Source organism: Halobacillus sp. A5 (genome assembly GCF_024189315.1).
Lineage (GTDB): Bacteria > Bacillota > Bacilli > Bacillales > Halobacillaceae > Halobacillus_A.
The window spans coordinates 496,127-515,160 of sequence record NZ_JAIZEO010000002.1 but is presented as its reverse complement, the minus strand read 5'-3'; the positions used below and the strand labels follow the sequence as shown (position 1 = coordinate 515,160).

Annotated in this window: 18 protein-coding genes; 8 read left to right on the top strand and 10 right to left on the bottom strand. The window is 41.6% G+C overall.

All coding sequences use genetic code 11. The annotated features are described in order from the left end of the window. Positions 1-271: 271 nt before the first annotated feature. The 6 genes from LF822_RS10715 to LF822_RS10690 form a co-directional block, all read right to left on the bottom strand. Positions 272-1,675, bottom strand: coding sequence for an MBL fold metallo-hydrolase (locus LF822_RS10715; protein ID WP_253924020.1), 1,404 nt, complete (start codon positions 1,673-1,675; stop codon positions 272-274). A gap of 231 nt (positions 1,676-1,906) precedes the next feature. Further along, a complete protein-coding gene (locus tag LF822_RS10710; protein ID WP_253924019.1) occupies positions 1,907-2,407 on the bottom strand; it encodes a DUF6933 domain-containing protein in 501 nt (166 codons plus the stop codon). A gap of 118 nt (positions 2,408-2,525) precedes the next feature. Then, positions 2,526-3,239: a trehalose operon repressor gene (treR, locus tag LF822_RS10705; protein ID WP_253924018.1), complete on the bottom strand. Its 714-nt coding sequence runs from the start codon at positions 3,237-3,239 to the stop codon at positions 2,526-2,528. Between the two features lie 24 nt (positions 3,240-3,263). Then, complete coding sequence (gene treC, locus LF822_RS10700; protein ID WP_253924017.1) at positions 3,264-4,949, bottom strand: alpha,alpha-phosphotrehalase; 1,686 nt, start codon at positions 4,947-4,949, stop codon at positions 3,264-3,266. Between the two features lie 27 nt (positions 4,950-4,976). Next, positions 4,977-6,386: a PTS system trehalose-specific EIIBC component gene (gene treP / locus LF822_RS10695; protein WP_253924016.1), complete on the bottom strand. Its 1,410-nt coding sequence runs from the start codon at positions 6,384-6,386 to the stop codon at positions 4,977-4,979. A gap of 17 nt (positions 6,387-6,403) precedes the next feature. Then, complete coding sequence (locus LF822_RS10690; RefSeq protein WP_253924015.1) at positions 6,404-6,892, bottom strand: PTS sugar transporter subunit IIA; 489 nt, start codon at positions 6,890-6,892, stop codon at positions 6,404-6,406. Between the two features lie 274 nt (positions 6,893-7,166). Here LF822_RS10690 and LF822_RS10685 point away from each other — a divergent pair, with 274 nt between their 5' ends. The 3 genes from LF822_RS10685 to trhO all read left to right on the top strand — a co-directional run bounded on the left by LF822_RS10685 (position 7,167) and on the right by trhO (position 10,506). After that, positions 7,167-8,351 carry an MFS transporter gene (locus LF822_RS10685; protein ID WP_253924262.1) on the top strand — a complete coding sequence of 395 codons (1,185 nt, stop codon included), beginning with the start codon at positions 7,167-7,169 and terminating at the stop codon, positions 8,349-8,351. A gap of 65 nt (positions 8,352-8,416) precedes the next feature. Further along, positions 8,417-8,965: a cysteine hydrolase family protein gene (locus LF822_RS10680; protein ID WP_253924014.1), complete on the top strand. Its 549-nt coding sequence runs from the start codon at positions 8,417-8,419 to the stop codon at positions 8,963-8,965. A 599-nt stretch (positions 8,966-9,564) separates the two neighbouring features. Next, positions 9,565-10,506 carry an oxygen-dependent tRNA uridine(34) hydroxylase TrhO gene (gene trhO, locus LF822_RS10675; protein ID WP_253924013.1) on the top strand — a complete coding sequence of 314 codons (942 nt, stop codon included), beginning with the start codon at positions 9,565-9,567 and terminating at the stop codon, positions 10,504-10,506. 357 nt (positions 10,507-10,863) lie between these two features. Here the strand turns inward: trhO and LF822_RS10670 are convergent, their stop codons facing one another. The 3 genes from LF822_RS10670 to thiD are packed head-to-tail and all read right to left on the bottom strand — an operon-like array spanning position 10,864 to position 12,790. Next, the gene (locus LF822_RS10670) at positions 10,864-11,304 is read right to left on the bottom strand and encodes a YrvL family regulatory protein (RefSeq protein WP_253924012.1); all 441 of its coding nucleotides are present in this window, start codon (positions 11,302-11,304) and stop codon (positions 10,864-10,866) included. A 5-nt stretch (positions 11,305-11,309) separates the two neighbouring features. Beyond that, positions 11,310-11,975 (bottom strand): Type 1 glutamine amidotransferase-like domain-containing protein, encoded by a 666-nt coding sequence (locus tag LF822_RS10665; RefSeq protein ID WP_253924011.1) that lies wholly within the window; start codon positions 11,973-11,975, stop codon positions 11,310-11,312. Between the two features lie 14 nt (positions 11,976-11,989). Beyond that, positions 11,990-12,790 carry a bifunctional hydroxymethylpyrimidine kinase/phosphomethylpyrimidine kinase gene (thiD, locus tag LF822_RS10660; protein ID WP_253924010.1) on the bottom strand — a complete coding sequence of 267 codons (801 nt, stop codon included), beginning with the start codon at positions 12,788-12,790 and terminating at the stop codon, positions 11,990-11,992. A 96-nt stretch (positions 12,791-12,886) separates the two neighbouring features. On the opposite strand from thiD, the gene LF822_RS10655 reads away from it, so the two are divergent. The 4 genes from LF822_RS10655 to LF822_RS10640 all read left to right on the top strand — a co-directional run bounded on the left by LF822_RS10655 (position 12,887) and on the right by LF822_RS10640 (position 16,274). Continuing rightward, complete coding sequence (locus tag LF822_RS10655) at positions 12,887-13,183, top strand: MGMT family protein (RefSeq protein ID WP_253924009.1); 297 nt, start codon at positions 12,887-12,889, stop codon at positions 13,181-13,183. A gap of 11 nt (positions 13,184-13,194) precedes the next feature. Then, a complete protein-coding gene (locus LF822_RS10650) occupies positions 13,195-14,148 on the top strand; it encodes a PD-(D/E)XK nuclease family protein (RefSeq protein WP_253924008.1) in 954 nt (317 codons plus the stop codon). Between the two features lie 67 nt (positions 14,149-14,215). Continuing rightward, on the top strand, positions 14,216-14,848 hold the full coding sequence (locus tag LF822_RS10645; RefSeq protein ID WP_253924007.1) for an SDR family oxidoreductase: 633 nt from the start codon (positions 14,216-14,218) through the stop codon (positions 14,846-14,848). 163 nt (positions 14,849-15,011) lie between these two features. Then, entirely contained in the window at positions 15,012-16,274 is a 1,263-nt protein-coding gene (locus LF822_RS10640; RefSeq protein ID WP_253924006.1) for a helix-turn-helix domain-containing protein, read from the top strand. A gap of 39 nt (positions 16,275-16,313) precedes the next feature. Here LF822_RS10640 and LF822_RS10635 read toward each other — a convergent pair whose 3' ends face one another. Next, on the bottom strand, positions 16,314-17,189 hold the full coding sequence (locus LF822_RS10635) for a 5'-3' exonuclease (RefSeq protein WP_253924005.1): 876 nt from the start codon (positions 17,187-17,189) through the stop codon (positions 16,314-16,316). A 201-nt stretch (positions 17,190-17,390) separates the two neighbouring features. Here LF822_RS10635 and exaC point away from each other — a divergent pair, with 201 nt between their 5' ends. After that, positions 17,391-18,911, top strand: coding sequence for an acetaldehyde dehydrogenase ExaC (gene exaC / locus LF822_RS10630; protein ID WP_253924004.1), 1,521 nt, complete (start codon positions 17,391-17,393; stop codon positions 18,909-18,911). The last annotated feature ends 123 nt before the right edge of the window (positions 18,912-19,034 follow it).

Below are 19,034 nucleotides of genomic sequence, written 5' to 3'. Positions count from 1 at the left end.
TTTTGCTGTAGTCGCCTTAGCTACTTTACTAGCTTCAGCGGCAGCACCTGTTGTTTATGATACTACTGAGGACCAACATCCTAGGCCCTTAGTTATCGAAGCATAAGCTTTCTTTTGTTATTTAGTTAGTTTTTTGTTTTTTGGTGTTTTTAATTAACACCTCCCCTAATCCTATACCTATAAATTTTTCATCCTTGCCCCTTGTGGGTAAGGACTTTTTTTACTTAAAAAAGCTTGTCCACATTTAAGGGGACAAGCTCTTCTACTCTTCTTATGCGATTTTTCCTCCGTACTCTTTCCAGGCACTAAAACCACCAGTTAAGTTAAGGACATCTTTAAAGCCATAGGCTTGCAGGAGGCTGGTTGCAATAGCTGAGCGTACACCTGATTGACAGTGGACAATTGGTGTTTTTCCTTCAGGTATTTCATCTAACCGATCTGGTATGGTACCCAGCATTACGTGAAGCACTTCTTCCATATGCTCTTCGTCCCATTCTGATTGGTTTCTTACGTCGATTACAATATAGTCATCTCTACCTTTATATTTAGTGTCAAGCTGGTCTGCCGTTATGCTTTCATACGCTTCCAAGTTTTCCTGCCGGTCCACTTCTTCTCTGGTTAGAAATCCTTTTAATCGATCCAGACCTATAGACTGTAAAGCGATTTTGATATCGTTTATTTGTGAGGCTTCGCTTATTAAAACAATATCCTGGTCATAATTAATAAGCCACCCTGCCCAATTGGCGAATGATCTATTAAATGGAAGGTTTATTGTACCTGGTACGTGACCGTCTGCAAAAGCTTCTTTCGATCTTGTGTCGATCACAGCGTTTCCTTGCTCGATTGCTTTTTCCACTTGTTCCAAGCTCAATTGAGCCACAGTTTCCTCTTTTAATAATCCCGGACCTTCTTTGTTTAATTTCTTCATCATTGCAAAATATTTCGGAGGTTCTGGCTGACCTTCCAAAAGATCTTTGCTAAATGCCGCTTCGTCTGTATGAGCTAACGCCCAGTTATTCTTTTTCTCATACCCGATTGTAGAAGATGGAACAGCTCCTAACGATTTGCCGCATGCACTTCCTGCTCCGTGACCCGGCCACACCTGCACATAATCAGGTAACTCTTTAAAATGCTGCAGTGATTGAAACATCTCTCTTGCTCCTGCTTCTGAGGTTCCTTCTGCACCAGCTGCTTTCTCTAGTAAATCCGGCCGGCCCACGTCCCCGACGAATACGAAGTCGCCCGTAAAAATACCCATAGGAACGCTGGCGCCTCCACCTTCATCAGTTAATAGATAAGATAAACTTTCCGGAGTATGACCGGGGGTATGCAGAACATCCAGTTTAACGTTCCCTACATAGAATTTATCTCCGCCTTCAAGAAGCTGATGAGAATATTCCTTGGCAAACCCATACTTCCAATCAAGATCTCCTTCATCTGACAGGTAAAGCCTGGCCCCTGTCTTGTCGGCAAGTTCTCTTGTGCCGGATAAGAAATCAGCATGAATATGAGTTTCAGTAATACTAGTAATATTGAATCCTTCTTTTTCTGCGGTCGTTACATAAGGGCTGATATCTCTTGCAGGATCAATTACCAAGGCTTCTCCAGTCTTCTGACAGCCTATCATATAAGACATTTGAGCTAAGTTTTCATCAAAGTATGATTTAAAGAACATTCATGATCCCTCCATACATAAAACGTTTATATTCAAATAATATACCCTTAGGGGTAAATTGTAAACCGCACATTCTTCATTATCTTTACCCTATCCTGGAAAAAAACAACTTAAAAAACCGTACCCTGAAATGGGTACGGCTCTTATGGTATTGAAATACCTGTTTTACACTTCCTGGCTGTTAAACGGATAGTTACTCTGGTTTTCTGCTCATCCTAAACCTATTTATGACTATTGAAAATATTCTCTCAATGCTTCCACAGGCGTCTTGGCTATTGGGTTAAAATAAAGCTCGGCATTGCTTATATAATTGATTTCCGCTGCATCAATTTCTTCATATTTTAACCCGTCCGCGGCGTCCTCCACTAATAGCTGTACCTGATTCATCATACAGAGGACCTGTCTGTTGTCAGTGTTCGTATAGACGAAGGGCTCTGCCTGCTTTAATAATTCATCAATAATTTCCTCTTCCACTTTAATTAATTGAAGTAATTGCTTGAGTGACCCTTTAATAACATTGTTTAAGTTATCAAACTGCTGTTTCCTGAGTCCAAATAGAGTTAAATTAATGCCTGTTTTATTATTCATAAGGATGAGGCATTTTCTTCGATTAATCGTGATCAGGTTGGCATGCCACCTATTAATTAAAGGAGTATCTTTATATTCATTTAAGTCTTCGAAATCTTTATGAATTTCTTTTGACAGCTTTTCTGTTGCTCCTATGACAAACATACTGTTCCACCTCTTGTTGGTTACTTTTCCTTAGTGTAACAGGTCAAATATATTTAACCTATTCATATCCATTTCTCTATTTTATACAAAAAGACCTATGATATAAAATCATAGGTCTTTATTTGGTACGCCTGGCAAAATCGACAAATTGAAATTTGTCTGGACGGTGTCTGGATTCTGTAAATTGAAACAAAGTAGCATCAGCCAGGTAGACGTAGCTGCGAATAACGACGACCTGCGAATGTTCTTCTACATCCAAATACTTCCGGTCTTCTTCTGTAACCTGCTCTACCACGATTTCTTTCTTAGCAAAGCTTATGTCCAGCCCTAATTCATTTTCAATATAATCGTAGATCGAATGTTGAGCGACGGATTTCGTTAAGTTAGGAACAATATCTTCTCTAATGTAGTCTTTGTCTAAGATCACTCGTTCTCCGTTAATTTCTCTTGATCTGGAGACCTTCCAGATTTTCACACTGCTGTGGCAGTTCAAACGTGATCGCAGACGATTATCAGCGGTTTCAACAAAAACTTCATGTACATGTGTTTTAAAATCCTGCCCAAGCTGATCTGACAGCTCTTTAAAGCTGGTTAAACCAGACACGGGAAATTCAAATTTATTTTGATCTAAAACAACAGACCCTTTCCCTCTTACCTTTTGAATGTAACCATTTTGAGAGAGAAGATTTAATGATTTTCGAATGGTCTCCCTCGATGTAGAGAATTGTTGAGAGAGATCATGTTCAGATGGCAATGTGTCGCCTGACATGAACTCTCCTTTACGAATCATCTGGACTAAGTCGTTGTAGATGATTAGATATTTATTTTTCATACTCACACCACCGTTATTATCCTATCACTTTGTGTGAAAATGGTAAACGATGGATTCATATGGACGCAGCTTAACCTCATTGTCATTCATCTCTGGATCTACATAGTTACTGATTAAGATTTCGGGTTCTCCCTGCAGGTTTATATCATCAGGCAGTGTGAAGGTTGCACCTTCCCCGTAAAAGTTATTCAACACCAGCAGAGTCTCACCGTTCCACTGTCTCGTAAAAGCGAATATCCGCTCATCACCCTTGTCGATCCACTTGTAATCTCCGTGAGTAATAATGTCATGTGTTTTACGAAGCTCATTTAATTTCTGGTAATGAGTAAATATAGAATTTTGTTCATTCATCACTTTTTCCGCGTTCACTTTTGGATAGTTATCTGCAACGGGAATCCAGGGAGTTCCAGTAGTGAACCCGGCATGGTCTTCATGACTCCATTGTACTGGTGTACGCGAATTGTCTCGTGATTTCTGTTTCAGAATTTCTATAATCTCTTCTTCTTTCATGCCTTTTTCTTTCATAATCCTAAAAGCATTCAGCGATTCAACATCCCGGTATTGGGTGATACTTTCAAATTTAGGGTTCGTCATCCCGAACTCTTCCCCCTGATAAATATAAGGAGTTCCCTGCATCATGTGAATCGTCGTTGCGAGCATTTTTCCGGATTCGACAGGATAGTTTTCATCATCCCCAAACCTTGATAATACACGAGGCTGATCATGGTTGCACCAGAACAAGGCATTCCATCCGCTTCCTTCATGCATTCTCTCCTGCCATGTAGAAAGAATCTGCTTCAGCTCCTGAAAATCAAATGGAGCTTTAGTCCATTTTTCGCCGTTGAGATAGTCTACCTTCAAATGATGAAAATTGAAGGTCATGCTTAATTCATTACGTTCAGGAGCTGTATAACGAATGCAGTGCTCAATTGTTGTAGAGGACATCTCCCCTACTGTCATTAAATCATATGGAGTAAATACTTCCCGGTTCATCTCCTGCATGTATTCATGCACTTTCGGTCCATCTGTATAGAATTTGCGGCCGTCACCTGGAGCGGCACTTCCATCGTCATTAGGAAAGTCCTGATCTTTAGAAATTAAGTTAATGACGTCGAGCCGGAAACCGTCAACACCTTTTTCTCCCCAGAACCGCATCATTTCATAAAGCTTCTCTCTTACTTCTTCATTCTCCCAATTCAAGTCTGCCTGAGTGACATCGAACAAGTGTAAATAATACTGGCCTGTTCCCTCATCAAACTCCCAGGCGTTTCCTCCAAATTTGGACTGCCAGTTGCTCGGAGGTCCGCCGTCCACGGGATCCTTCCAGATGTAATAATCGCGGTATTGGTTATCTTTAGACTTCACAGCCTCCTGGAACCATTCATGCTCTGTAGACGTATGGTTAATCACAATATCCATAATCAGCTTCATTCCACGCTTGTGCGTTTCTTCTAGAAGCTTTTCAAAATCATGCATCGTTCCATATTCATCATGAATGTCATAATAGTCGCTGATGTCATACCCATTGTCGTTCTGCGGAGATTTATACATCGGGGTCAGCCAAAGCACATCGACCCCGAGTGTGTTTAAATAATCTAGTTTTTCTATGATGCCCTGGATGTCGCCCACACCATTTCCTGTTGTATCATTAAAGCTTTTTGGATAAATTTGATAAACTACAGCTTTTTTCCACCATGGTTGTGCGGTCATATGAGCTCCCTCCATTTCTAATCAATCTTATACGTCCCGTTTACGTTTTGCATAAAGGTAAGTGGCTGCGGTCGGAAGTACAATAACGATGACCATACCAATAATAAAGTCAAACCAGTATTCTGTCACAATAGAGAATATTCCTGGTACACCGCCGACTCCAATTGAGTTAGCCAGGACGCCTTGAGAGGCAATGTAAAGTCCTGCGATAGCCGAAGAAGAGATCGCGATCACAAACGGATATTTAAACCTCAGGTTCACACCGAATAATGCTGGTTCTGTTACACCCAGCCAAGCTGAGATACCAGAGGATAACCCTAGTCCTTTAAGCTTCTCATCACGTGAAGCGAGCATAATTGCAAAGGCTGCTGAACCTTGTGCAATATTGGATAAGGCAAGCATCGGCCATAAGAAAGTTGTTTCTGTACTCCCGATTAACTGAATATCTACAGCCAGGAATGTATGGTGCATCCCTGTAATAACCATTACGCCATATAGTCCACCGTAAATGAAGCCGCCAAGAGCCGAAGCAGCATCGAAAATTCCAACTAATCCATCTGTAATAAAGTTACCGATAGCAAAGGTTACAGGTCCAATTAGAATGAACGTTAAGAAACCAGTAACAAGCAGCGCAACAGGGGCTACAACTAAAAGCTGAATAGCGTCAGGCGTTCGTTTCTGCATAAAGAGTTCAATCTTCGTCATCACCCAGGCCGCAACGAGTACAGGTAAAACCTGACCCTGGTAGCCGATCTTATCGATTTCCCATCCGAACAAATTCCAAATTGGTACAGATCCTTCGTCTACTGCATCTCCATACTCCCACGCGCTTAAGAGTTCCGGGTGTACTAAGGCTAACCCTAATACAATACCAAGAAGCGGATTGCCTCCAAACCGTTTAACGGCCGACCATCCAATTAAACCAGGTAAAAAAGCAAATGCTGTATTGGCAATGATGAAGATCATATTGGCAAGACCTTCCCATTGAGGGTAAACGTCTATTATGGATTCTTCGTCAAAGAAGATTCCCGGCCCGGTTAAAATGTTATTAATCCCTAATAGTAAACCAGCAGTAACGATGGCAGGTAAAATTGGAATAAAAATGTCAGCTAACGTTTTTATGCCTCGCTGCAGCGGGTTCATTTTTTTAGCGGAAGCTTCTTTTACTTCCTCCTTAGAAGATTCATCAATTCCTGCAATAGCTACTAATTCTTTATAAACCTTATCCACCGTTCCTTGTCCAATAACAATCTGGAACTGACCGTTGGTAGAAAAAGAACCTTTAACGGCTTCTATATCATTTAACTTCTCTTCATCCACAATGCCTTCATCATTTAATGCTAAACGAAGACGTGTTACACAGTGAGTAGCGGCATTAATATTTTCTTTACCGCCAATAGCTTCAAGAATTAACTCGGCTTGTTTTTTGTGGTTCATAATCTTCCCTCCTCAGATTATTCGTTATGAACTTTCATAAGTACCGTCGTTCCCGCGGCAGCTTCCTCGCTGTCTAAAAGCTGCACCTTAAGGTCATTGCTGTTCGTAATGATAATTGGCGTTATTGAACTTTTCGCCTTCTCTTCTACAAGACCTTTATCAAACGTAATCAGTTTATCCCCGGCTTTAACCTTATCTCCCTGTGAAACGTGCGGTTTAAACCCTTCACCTTCCATGCTTACAGTTTCAAGGCCGATATGAATAAGGACTTCAACTCCATTTCTTGTCTTTAACCCTATGGCATGATTAGTAGGAAACAGTTGAACAACCTCACCTTCCACCGGACTGAACACTTCTCCATCTGCCGGTTTAACAGCTAACCCCTCGCCCATCATCTTTTCTGCAAAAACTGGATCCGGAACTTCCTTCAAATCAACCACCCGGCCATTGACAGGAGCTACCACCTCCACAGTTTTCTCTTTATGTCCAAAAAGCTTCTTAAACATGTTTTCCTCCTTAAACGCTTACATGTTATTCCAGCGACTTGTCTATACAAAATTCAGTTATGATTATAATTTGTATATACAAGTTTTGCAAGCGTTTTTATGAATGGAAATTTTTTTATTATATATAGATTCCCTGAAAAACAACTTTTACTCCCAGCATTTCCTTTATACAATTGATTACTTATGGTATAAATATTTAGTGTACCGAAATAATGAGGAAGAAGGGGTTATTATCCTTACTCAAGAACAAAGAGCCAAGCGAAATGTTTGGATTATGTGGTTCGCAAATTTTTTTATTGCGGGCAGTATAACAATGGTTCTGCCTTTTTTATCACTTTACATAGATGATCTTGGAAATTATTCAGATTCTTATGTACAAACTTGGTCCGGGTGGATATTCGGAATTACATTCGTAACTGCTTTTATCTTTTCACCTGTTTGGGGGAAAATAGGGGATCGTTATGGAAGGAAAAATATACTCATCATCTCGTCCACAGGCTTAGCTTTATCCGTACTGCTTATGGGGTTTGCTGATTCTGTGTGGGAGTTGTTCTCTCTACGCTTTTTCATGGGTATCTTTACTGGATTTATACCTATGTCCCAAGCATTAATCGCTACGCAGACACCTAAGCACATGGCTGGGCGTGTCCTTGGAACCCTGCAGACAGGAAGTATAACAGGCACGCTGATGGGACCGATGATCGGCGGAGTCATAGCTGATGCCATTGGTTATGGTTTAACCTTTCAGTTTGTCTCCATTTTCGTTTTTATTTCAGCTTTCATTGTGTTTTTTGGGATTCACGAACAGCAGATTAAAGAAGAGGATGACGAGAAATCCAGCTATACGTCCAAAGAAGTCATTTTACATATTATACGGCACCCTGTATTGCTCGTGGTGATGATTATCTCTCTGTTTATTCAAGTAGCACACTTTAGTATCCAGCCCATCCTTTCCCTTTATGTTGGAGAATTACATGGCCCTGAAAATTTAGCGTTGTTTTCAGGAATTGCTTTTTCAGCTGCCGGGCTGGGGAATTTAATGATGGCAAGACGCTGGGGAACCATCGCTGACCGCCAGGGTTATATTAAGATCCTAATCTTTCTTTTATTTATGGCAGGCCTTGTCTACTTTCCTGCGGCGTTCGTCACAAATATTTGGCAGCTCGTCATTTTACGTTTTCTTTTAGGTATTTCAATCGGAGGAATCATTCCGGTTCGGACCGCCTATATTCGTCAGGAAGCTCCTATTGCTATGCAGGGAGAAGTGCTGGGTTATAATACAAGCTTACGATTTCTCGGTAACATCATCGGCCCAGCGATGGGCGGCATGCTTTCCGGGTGGTACGGTTTCTCCTCCGTGTTCTTCGTAACAAGTGCCCTGTTGATTACGTGCGGAGTGGTGTTATTGGCAGCTGTCCGAAAGAATTCCAGTTCCGCAGTTGATACTGCATCTACTTAAATAGAACTTCCCTATCTATGTTAATATAAGTGTATATACAGTACATAAGGGGTGGATAAGCGAAAATGGAAAAAGCATTAATTGTCATTGATTACACGTGCGATTTCGTCGCAGATGATGGAACATTAACCTGTGGAGACCCTGGACAGAATATTGAGAGTAATATTACAAGTTTAACGAAAAGTTTTCTTGCTCAGGAAGAATATGTTGTTTTCGCGGTAGATGTTCATGAAGAAGGCGATCCTTATCACCCGGAGACACATTTATTTCCCCCTCACAACATCCGGGGCACACACGGCAGAACTTTATACGGGGGGTTACAGGAGATCTATGAATCAAACAGCTCCAGTCCTCATGTTCTCCATATAGATAAAACCAGATACAGTGCTTTCTCGGGTACTCAGCTGGACCTGAAGTTAAGAGAAAGAGGCATTACAGAGCTGCACTTAACGGGTGTGTGCACAGATATATGTATTCTGCATACTGCTGTTGAAGCCTATAATCTTGGGTATAATATTGTCGTTCATAAAAACGCCGTTGCCAGCTTTAACCAGACGGGTCATGAGTGGGCACTCGAACATTTCGAAAATGTATTAGGCGCAACCGTGAAATAGTTTAAAAAGCACCCTTTGTTCAAAAGAGTGCTTTTTCAAGTTGATGAAAAACCATCGCTTTCTTGTAACCATTCCTTGCTTGTCCAAGAGGGAAGGGTTTTAGGAAACGACTCGCTTTCCGTGGGCGTACGGTAAGCCTCCTCAGGCTATCGCCTTCCGGGGTCTCACCATGTCCGTTTCTCCCACAGGAGTCTCGCCGCTTCCTAAAACCCTTTTTCAATAAATAATCACTAACCAAGTGACATCTATGATTTCCTCCCACATGCTCCATGCTCTGATGACTCCTGCAGGACGAGCAGACAGGAGATGCCCCGGAGGTCGCAGATCGAGGAGAGTTTCCGCCTGACCTGCTTAAAGTAGTGCTTTTCCAGTCCCTTTCTACATATTCGAATATTGAACCATTTGTACATCCATTTATGCTTTTTCAACAACTTGAAAAAGTTCCTTTTTTCCAAATGAGTGCTTTTTATTTTGGTCTAAATTCAGAAAATATTGTTCAAAAAACTGCCATTTGCTATTCTTGAAAAAATCGAATATGATGAAATATGGACATTTGCGTTTTTATATATAAGCAGTAAATGATATAGGAGGAATCACCCATGAGCTCAAAAGATTATCGAGTTCTGTTGTACTACAAATATGTAGACATGCCTGATTATGAAGAATATTGTCAAAGCCATTTAGAATACTGTAAAGACTTAGGACTCCGCGGCCGCATTATCGTTTCTCCTGAAGGGATTAACGGAACGGTATCAGGGACAGTGGACCAGGTTGAACAATATATGGAGTACGTCCGCTCCGAGGAACGTTTTGCGGACATTCACTTCAAAATCGATGAGCACGAAGGACATGCTTTCAAGAAAATGCACTGCCGCGTAAAACCGGAGCTTGTGAACTGGAGCATCGATAATGACGACATCGATCCTAAAGTATTTGGAGGTAAACATCTAAAGCCAAAAGAATTCCACGAAATGCTTCAGAATGAAGATACGATTGTTATTGATGGACGTAATGAGTACGAATACCGCATCGGACATTTCCGAAATGCGATTCGTCCAGAGGTCGAACACTCCCGTGAATTTCCTGAATGGATTGCAGAAAATGCAGACCAATGGCGAGACAAAAAGGTCCTCACCTATTGTACGGGAGGTATACGCTGCGAGAAATTAACAGGAATCCTTATGAAGAATGGTGTAGAGGATGTTTACCAGCTTGAAGGCGGCATTACCACTTATGGAAAAGACCCTGAAGTAAAAGGCGAGCTTTTCGACGGGAAAATGTACGTCTTCGATGAGCGCATCGCTGTTCCCGTTAATCAGGTAGACGAAAAAGTAGTCGCAGAATGTGAACATTGCGGTAAAGCAGAAGATCGTATGATTAACTGCAGCAACCCGATTTGCAACCGCCAATATGTATGCTGTAAGGATTGCGAAATTGAACAGCATGCAGCCTGTACGGCCGAATGTAAAGAGCACCCGGAAAACAGATGGGATGCAGAGCGTCAAAAACAAATCGATAAATATGACCGTATTTCCGGTTAATCAAAAACTCGCTTAGATCTCTCGACTAAGCGAGTTTTTCAGTAGTTGAAAAAACTTAGATGGTTGTAGGTCTCCATTAAAATCTAGAGAAAAGGAACTGGAAAAAGCGCCGCTTTTTAAGCGGGGCAGGTAGTTGTCACACTTGGTTAGAGATTTTTTATCGAAAAAGGGTTTTAGGAAACGGCGAGACTCCTGTGGGAGAAACGGACTTGGTGAGACCCCGGAAGGCGATAGCCTGAGGAGGCTTACCGTACGCCCACGGAAAGCGAGGCGTTTCCTAAAACCCTTCAACTTATGTGATAAAAATGAAAACGATGGTTTCTCAACGAGTTGAAAAAACTCGCTTAGACCAGTGATCTAAGCGAGTTTTTCTTTTCTTATTTTCCGATCATCAAACGCGTAATCCACAGCGACTAATAACAAAGCAAAGATCCATTGAGACCAGAAGTGCATTGTTACACCCGCAATTAATTCATCCACGATATAAACTGACACCCATGTAAATAATAGGTCGATTCCAATTATAAATTGAAGTCCTGCTCTTTTCACTTTTACTGCTTTAATAAGCTTAGCCAATGCTTCAAATATAAAACCAATCGCAAACACCATCATTCCAAACCATACAAGAGAACGATTTGATTCGTAATCGACTCCTAACAGTTGAAACAGACCTACCATACCTAAGAAGAAGACGCCGAGCAGGAAAAATAATCCTAACAATACTAAAAACGTCAAGCTGGTAATCACCATTAATTTTGTTTTCGAATCTAATTCATTAAAAGGTTTCTTCTTGGACATAACTGTCATCCTTTTCCCTGCATAAATGAAGAATAAGACCTTTCCACATAGACATAGCCTTCAACGGCGGTCATCCCCTGCTCCGTTAAATAAATACCTGATTGATCAGCTATACCGTAGCCCGCATCAACTCCAGCCTTATGAACAGCTTGTTTTAAATGATCTTCTTCCTTCCAGCTTAAATAATGTGCAGCTACAACAACATCTTTGACAAGTCCTAAGCCGCCTTTATATAAGGGCCCACCTTCTTTAGTATCCTTTGGCGATATTACACATGTTTCCGGTGCAATCAGAGCTCCTGCAGAAAAACCGGCAACCGGTACACCTTTTGCATATAAATCCCTTATGATCGAAGCTGCCTCGGTTTGAACGATGCCCTGCTGATATCTCACTGTGTCTCCGCCACCGATCATTATTCCGTCTGCCTTCCTAAGCTGATTAAGCTCACTTGAAGGATAACTCTCTTTAATCGAAACAAAAGAAAACTGCACGTGAGTAGACTGTGAAGAGACCGGGGCGGTATAAACAGAAGAGTACTCCTCAATTCTCATTCCTTTTCTCGGGATATACAATAAAACCACCGTGCCTTCACCCGCTAAACCCGCAAAGATTTTCGCAAGCTCCCCAGGCATCGGAGGACCGCCTCCCATTAAAAACAAATGCTTCCCCATGATCTTCCCTCCTTCTACTTATATTTTCGATAAGCTGCATGGTTGGTTGAACCAATTCCACGATTAAAAGAGAGAGCGTGTTCAATGGCTTTAGTTACAAATATCTTTGCTTTCCTTACTGATTCTTCGACTGACTTCCCTTTTGCAAGCTCTGCAGTGATCGCTGCAGAATACGTGCAGCCGGCACCACTTGTATGAATCGTGGCTACCCGTTCGGATTGCAGATAAGTCATTTCTTCTCCATTGTAGAGGATATCAATTGCTGGATAATCCTGTAATGACCCTCCTTTTATCAGTACATATTGCGCGCCGACGTGGTAAAGTTCACGGGCGGCCTGCTCCATCGCTTCAGGAGAATCGGGGGTGGAGATATTCAGCAGCCGTGCCGCTTCCTCCAGATTGGGTGTGATAATGGCCGCCGTCGGCAGCAGGTGTTTCGAGAGCGCTTCTACCGCCTCGTCTAAGAGCAGCTGCGATCCCATTTTTCCGATCATAACGGGGTCGACTACTACATTTTTTATTCCATAATAAGAGATCAGCTCACTTGTGCTGTTGATAATTTCTTCTGTAAACAGCATACCTGTTTTTAGGGCCTGAGGACCTACGTGCTCGAAAGAAGCATGAATCTGTGCTTCTACAGCTTGAAGGGGATGAGTGAATATTCCTTGTTCCGTTGTTGAATTATTAGCTACAATAGCTGTGACGGCACACATACCGTATACGTCTAATTCCTGGAAGGTTTTTAGATCTGCCTGAATTCCTGCACTTCCCTGCGCAGCCGACCCGGCAATAGTCAAGGCTCGTGGTATACTCATACTTAGATCTCCGTTCTAATTATTGTTTAGATGAATTGTACCAAATTTTGTTATGGTTCGGCTATTGATGTGAACGGACGGACAAGGAGTTTTTCTATGAATTCTTTTACCGAAAAGGCGGTACATATTATTCACTCCATCCCTAAAGGAAAAGTGATGACTTATGGAAGCATAGCGCGTGAGGCGGGAAATGCACGTGCAGCCAGACAGGTCGCCCGTATTCTTCATTCGATGAGCCGTAAACACAATCTCCCCTGGCATCGTGTAGTGAATGCGAAAGGGGAGATCGCGATTAAAAATGAAGAGACCGCATTAGAACAGCAGTTACGGCTGGAACGTGAAGGAGTAACTGTCACCAACCGCATCATCAACTTGAAAGTATTCCATTGGTAAGGTGAGGATTTATGAAATTTGAAGTGAGAAAATACCCTGAAATGTCATGGTCGTTATCCAGACATAAAACGATGCTTACCTGCAAGCGCAAATATGCGTATGATTATTACGTTTCCCATAATGGCTGGCTCAATGACGCTGATACGCTCGCCCGACAAGCATACCGTTTAAAGAAGATCACTAATTTAGAAATGCATTTCGGCAGTGTGGTTCACGATTTAATCTATCAAATCATTCAACGTGTGCTTAATAACCAGGAGATCCCGAGAGAAGAAGCAGTCGTAGACGAAATCCGCCATCATCTGAACCGAAGCTTTATTGAATCGACAAAAAAGGAACACTTATGGCAGCACCGGCCTAAACACTTCACGATGCTGCACGAAATCTATTACAGTCAAACCAACCAATTGCCAGATCACAAGATTAAGAAAATCACAGAACGTCTTCATACGACGGTAAGTAATTTTTTCGCCAGTCGTTCATTTGCCGATGTCCTTAATAAACAGCAGATGCGTTTCTTGGAATCTGAGAAATTTCGTTACATGACTGTGGACGGGGTAAAGATCTTTATCGTAATGGATTTGCTTTACAAGGACCTCACAGAGAATAAATGGGTCATTGTGGACTGGAAAACGGGTAAATCTTCTGAAGAAGACCGAGGTCAGCTTGCTATGTACGCATTATACTTGCAGCAGAAGCATCACATTGAGTCACTCGACGATATTGTGATTCGTAATGAATACTTGCTGGATGGAACACACGCGGAACACCAATTAACCGAGCAGGACCTAATCAACGTCCAGCGTTTATACGGCATAAGTCTGGAACAAATGCAGACGTTGCTGATAGACGTTGAGAATAATATTCCGCAGCCGATTGAGCATTTCTCCATGCAGGAGGACCCGCGTATATGCGCCCGCTGCAATTACCAGGAACTATGCTTCCCTTCTCTATCTAATGTTTAACATGATTATGAATCGGATACATATTAGGTGGATGCAGATCACACTTTGAAGGGAGTTTTTGTGAGTTATGAAAGTACTGGTAGCAGGAGCAAATGGTAATACTGGACGTTTACTTATACAATATTTAAAAGCCGATGGACACGAACCATACGGCATGGTGCGTAAAGAGGAACAAAAAGCTGCGATCGAACAGCTTGGAGGAATCCCTGTGCTTGCTGATTTGACTAAAGATGTAGGTCATACGGTTAAAGGGATGGACGCCGTTATATTCGCTGCAGGCTCAGGTTCAAGTACAGGACCTGAACAGACAGAGGCTGTAGACCGTGACGGAGCCATAAACTTAATTAAACACACCGAAAATCTCGGCATCAAAAAATTTGTCATGTTAAGCGCTATGAACGCAGATGATTCAAGCGAAGCCTCAGGCAACTTTAAAGTCTATCTTGATATGAAACGGGAAGCTGATGATTATCTAAGAGGGACAGAGCTTGACTACACTATTGTCCGCCCCGGCGCGCTGACAGATGAGGAAAGCACTAACAAAATTCAAGTCGGTGAAAAAGTGGAGCGTGGCGAAGTACCACGCGCTGATGTCGCCAAGACGATGATCACGTGTATGCAATATCAAAATGCCTATCACAAGACGTTTGAAATGATTTCCGGTGATACTCAGATCGAAGATGCTTTAAAAACTTTATAATTGTTCAAGTAAGAGCAGTATAAGCCGGACGGCTCATACTGCTCTTGCTTTTACACAAGAATATTATGTAAAATTACCCAATTTTATTATTCTATTTATAGATACTTTGATATAATATACCTTAGTCTTATGATAAGCTATTGTTGATGAAGAGGTGACCGTGTTGAAGGGGCAATTAATTAAGCAGCATCGTAAATTTAAAGATATGACATTAGAAGAACTGGCAGACGGAATCTGCTCTGCTTCTTATCTTAGTAAAATTGAACACAATACTATGAACGCAAGTGATGAAATTTACCGCCTGTTAGGTGAAAGGTTAAATATTCGTTTAGAAAATCTAAATGAAGAATTTGATGATGATATATATGACGAGATCATCCACTGGCATGAAACTATTCAATTAAAAGACTTTGCGTTGATGGACCAGCTTCAGAAACGATGCCACCGGAAGCTTCAGAAAAATCATAATATAGAACTGGCCAACTTATACAAGGTTGTAGATTCCAGGTTCAGAGTGACGAAATTTAAAAAACCACTTTCCAAAAAGATTGCCAAAGAACTTCGTGATGTATTGTCACAATCCTCAAATGAATATCGCTTTCTCTATTATAAAACAATCGGTCTGCATCATTTCTTAAATTCAGAGTACAAGAAAGCTATTAATCATTTTCAATGTGCTGAAGAATTGATGGAGAAGCTGCCGAATCATGATAGTGAACTATTCTATCATTTTTCCCTCACCTATACACGCCTCCGAATGTATGTTGAGTCCAATTATTACGCCAATTTAGCTTTAGAAGGCTACCAAAAATCTCTTACTTACTCCAAAATTACTGATTGTTATATGATGCTTGCCATTAATTATAATTTCTTAGGTGTCTATAATGTAGCTGAACGTTTGTTTCAGAAATTGTTAAAGGGATCAAAGGAGCACTTGAGTCTGGAAGACGAAGGACGGGTTTTTCATAATTTAGGCTACATTTACAGTAGTCAGGAAAAATATTCATCTGCTATGAAACACTTAGAAACTGCATTGGAGCTTAAAGAGAAAGAAGGTTTATCCACCGTCAGTACATTGTTTTTGCTGGCTCAGACTGCTTTTTATACCGCGGAGGAAGAAGGAAGCTGGGAATATTTCAAACGCGGTGAACAGGAAGCTGATGAACGTGAAGATCTTAAATATAAACATAAATTTTATGTCTTAAAACACAAAATCAATGAAACAACCCAGGAAGACGCATTTATTAAGAAGCTTGAGAAGAAAATTATACCTGATATGCTGCTTCTAAATGAGTACAATGATTATAAAAACTATTTAGAATTTCTTGCGGAGCTCTACTATGAGCGCAGAATGTATAAAAAAAGCTCAATGTTCTTTATTGAAGCAAATCAGTACAAGTCTGCACAAATTAAAGATCTATTTTAAAAAAACGATCGGTCCTCAGCCAGACCGATCGTTTTTTAATTACATCCCTATAATATTTTTCTGCCAGTTTTTAAATTCTAATTCGTCAAATTTGCTTGCCATGCGTGCTTCATCAATGAAAAACAAGGCATCTTCCAGTGAACATTCTACATCTGCTTCACAATGAATCGCAGCAAGCTTTCTCGAAAGGTGCAGCATCTCTAAATCCTGTTCAATCTTTGAGCGCTGGCCTTTGGTCAGCACTTCAAGATTTTCAAGGATTCCCTCAATGGTTTTATGTTGAATAAGCAGCTTTAAAGCTGTTTTTTCGCCAATGCCGCGGACTCCCGGGTAATTATCGCTGCTGTCCCCCATTAACGCTTTTAAATCAATCATCTGCTGAGGGGTGATTCCTTTTTCTTCAAAAAACGTTTCTTCCCGGTACTCAGCATAATTCCCATAGCCTTTTTTTAGTAGAACGACTGAAATATTAGGCTTGAGCAGCTGCAGCATATCCTGATCACCTGTCAGAATAAAAACGTGAGAGTTCTCGCTGTAGACTCGGCTGAGCGTACCCATACAATCATCTGCTTCATACCCTGCCGTCCCCACATTTGGGATATTAAGAGATTCAACGACTTCCTTTGCTAAATCAAATTGCGGAATGAGTTCCTCAGGAGGCTTCCTGCGGTTCGCTTTGTAGTCAGGAAATAAATCATTACGGAATGTCTTGCTCCCCATATCCCAGCAGCAAATCACATGAGTAGGCTGATACGTATCAATGGCCGTAAATAAATGCTTCATCATGCCATATACACCATTCGTCGGGGTTCCTTTACTATTAACCATATAATAATTGCTCATAGCTGTAGCGTAGAAAGCTCTAAACAGAAGGGCCATCCCATCTACAAGCATAATCCGGTTGGTAGTTGTCATAATTCCTATCCTTCCTATCATAAAGATGACTCTATTATAACAAATTTAATAGAAATTTGATCGATGATTAATCACCAGTATTATCTAATAATTGACAAAATTCAGATACAGTGATAATTTCAAAATAAGTGCTTATCGCTTTTTTTGTGCATTTTTGTAAGCGTTTGCACTAAAAGCTATAAATTGGGAGGAAATTAACTCATGGTCTACGCATTTCCAAACTCAGAAGGATCCATTGTACAATTCAAGGAACGCTACGACAACTTTATTGACGGTAAATGGACCGCCCCCGTCAAAGGGCAGTACTTCGATAATGTTTCACCAGTAACAGGCAAAAATTTCTGTCAAGTAGCCCGCTCTACAGAGGAAGACATTGAACTTGCTATTGATGCAGCCCATAAAGTTAAAGATGCCTGGGGCAAAACATCTGTCACTGATCGATCACTGATCTTGAATCGGATTGCGGATCGTATGGAGGAAAACTTAGAACAGCTGGCTGTTGCAGAGACATGGGAAAACGGGAAAGCCGTCCGTGAAACGCTGAACGCAGACATCCCATTAGCGATTGACCATTTCCGCTATTTCGCCTCCGTCATTCGATCCGAGGAAGGAACGATCGGAGAAATTGATAACGACACCGTGGCTTATCACTTTAAAGAGCCTCTCGGCGTGGTTGGGCAGATTATTCCATGGAACTTCCCGATTCTCATGGCAACGTGGAAAATTGCACCGGCCCTTGCTGCAGGAAACGCTATCGTATTAAAACCGGCAGAACAAACGCCGGCTTCCATCCTGTACTTACTTGAAATAATTGAAGACTTACTCCCTGCGGGTGTATTAAACGTAGTAAACGGCTTTGGATTAGAAGCCGGTAAACCTCTTGCTCAAAACCCGCGCATAAATAAAATTGCCTTTACTGGAGAAACGACTACTGGTCGGATGATTATGCAGTATGCTTCACAAAATATCATCCCTGTCACTCTCGAGCTTGGAGGTAAATCACCAAACATTTTCTTCGAAGATGTAATGGCCGAAGACGATGACTTCCTTGATAAAACAATTGAAGGCATGGTAATGTTCGCTTTAAATCAAGGGGAAGTCTGTACCTGCCCTTCCCGTGCGCTTATTCACGAATCCATCTATGACAAGTTCATGGAACGAGTCTTAGAGCGCGTAAAAGCCATTAAGACCGGCAATCCGCTGGACCCTGAAGTAATGATGGGAGCCCAGGCTTCCTCAGAGCAGCTGGATAAAATCTTATCCTATTTAAATATCGGGAAAGAAGAAGGGGCCGAATGCTTAATTGGCGGAGAACGGAATCAAATGGACGGTGACTTTGCTGACGGATATTATGTTCAGCCTACTATGTTCAAAGGAACCAACGATATGAGAGTTTTCCAGGAAGAAATTTTCGGACCAGTTCTTTCTGTTACAACCTTTAAAGATCATGAAGAAGCGATGGCCATTGCCAACGATACCCTGTACGGTCTCGGTGCCGGTGTATGGACGCGTGATATGAATACAGCCTACCGCTTCGGTCGGGGGATTGAAGCAGGCCGCGTGTGGACGAACTGCTATCACTCTTACCCGGCACACGCCGCTTTTGGAGGATACAAGATGTCCGGCGTTGGCCGCGAAAACCACAAAATGATGCTCGACCACTATCAGCAAACGAAAAACCTGCTCGTCAGCTACAGCCCACAGAAATTAGGCTTCTTTTAAGCGAAAGAGATAGGCGGTTCGGCATGAGATTCTTAGGTAATAAGACAGTGTGGTGAAGGGATCTTTCTTCATGCACGCCGATTGCTTATACCGCTGACTCCTGCGGATGGAAAAATAAGGGTA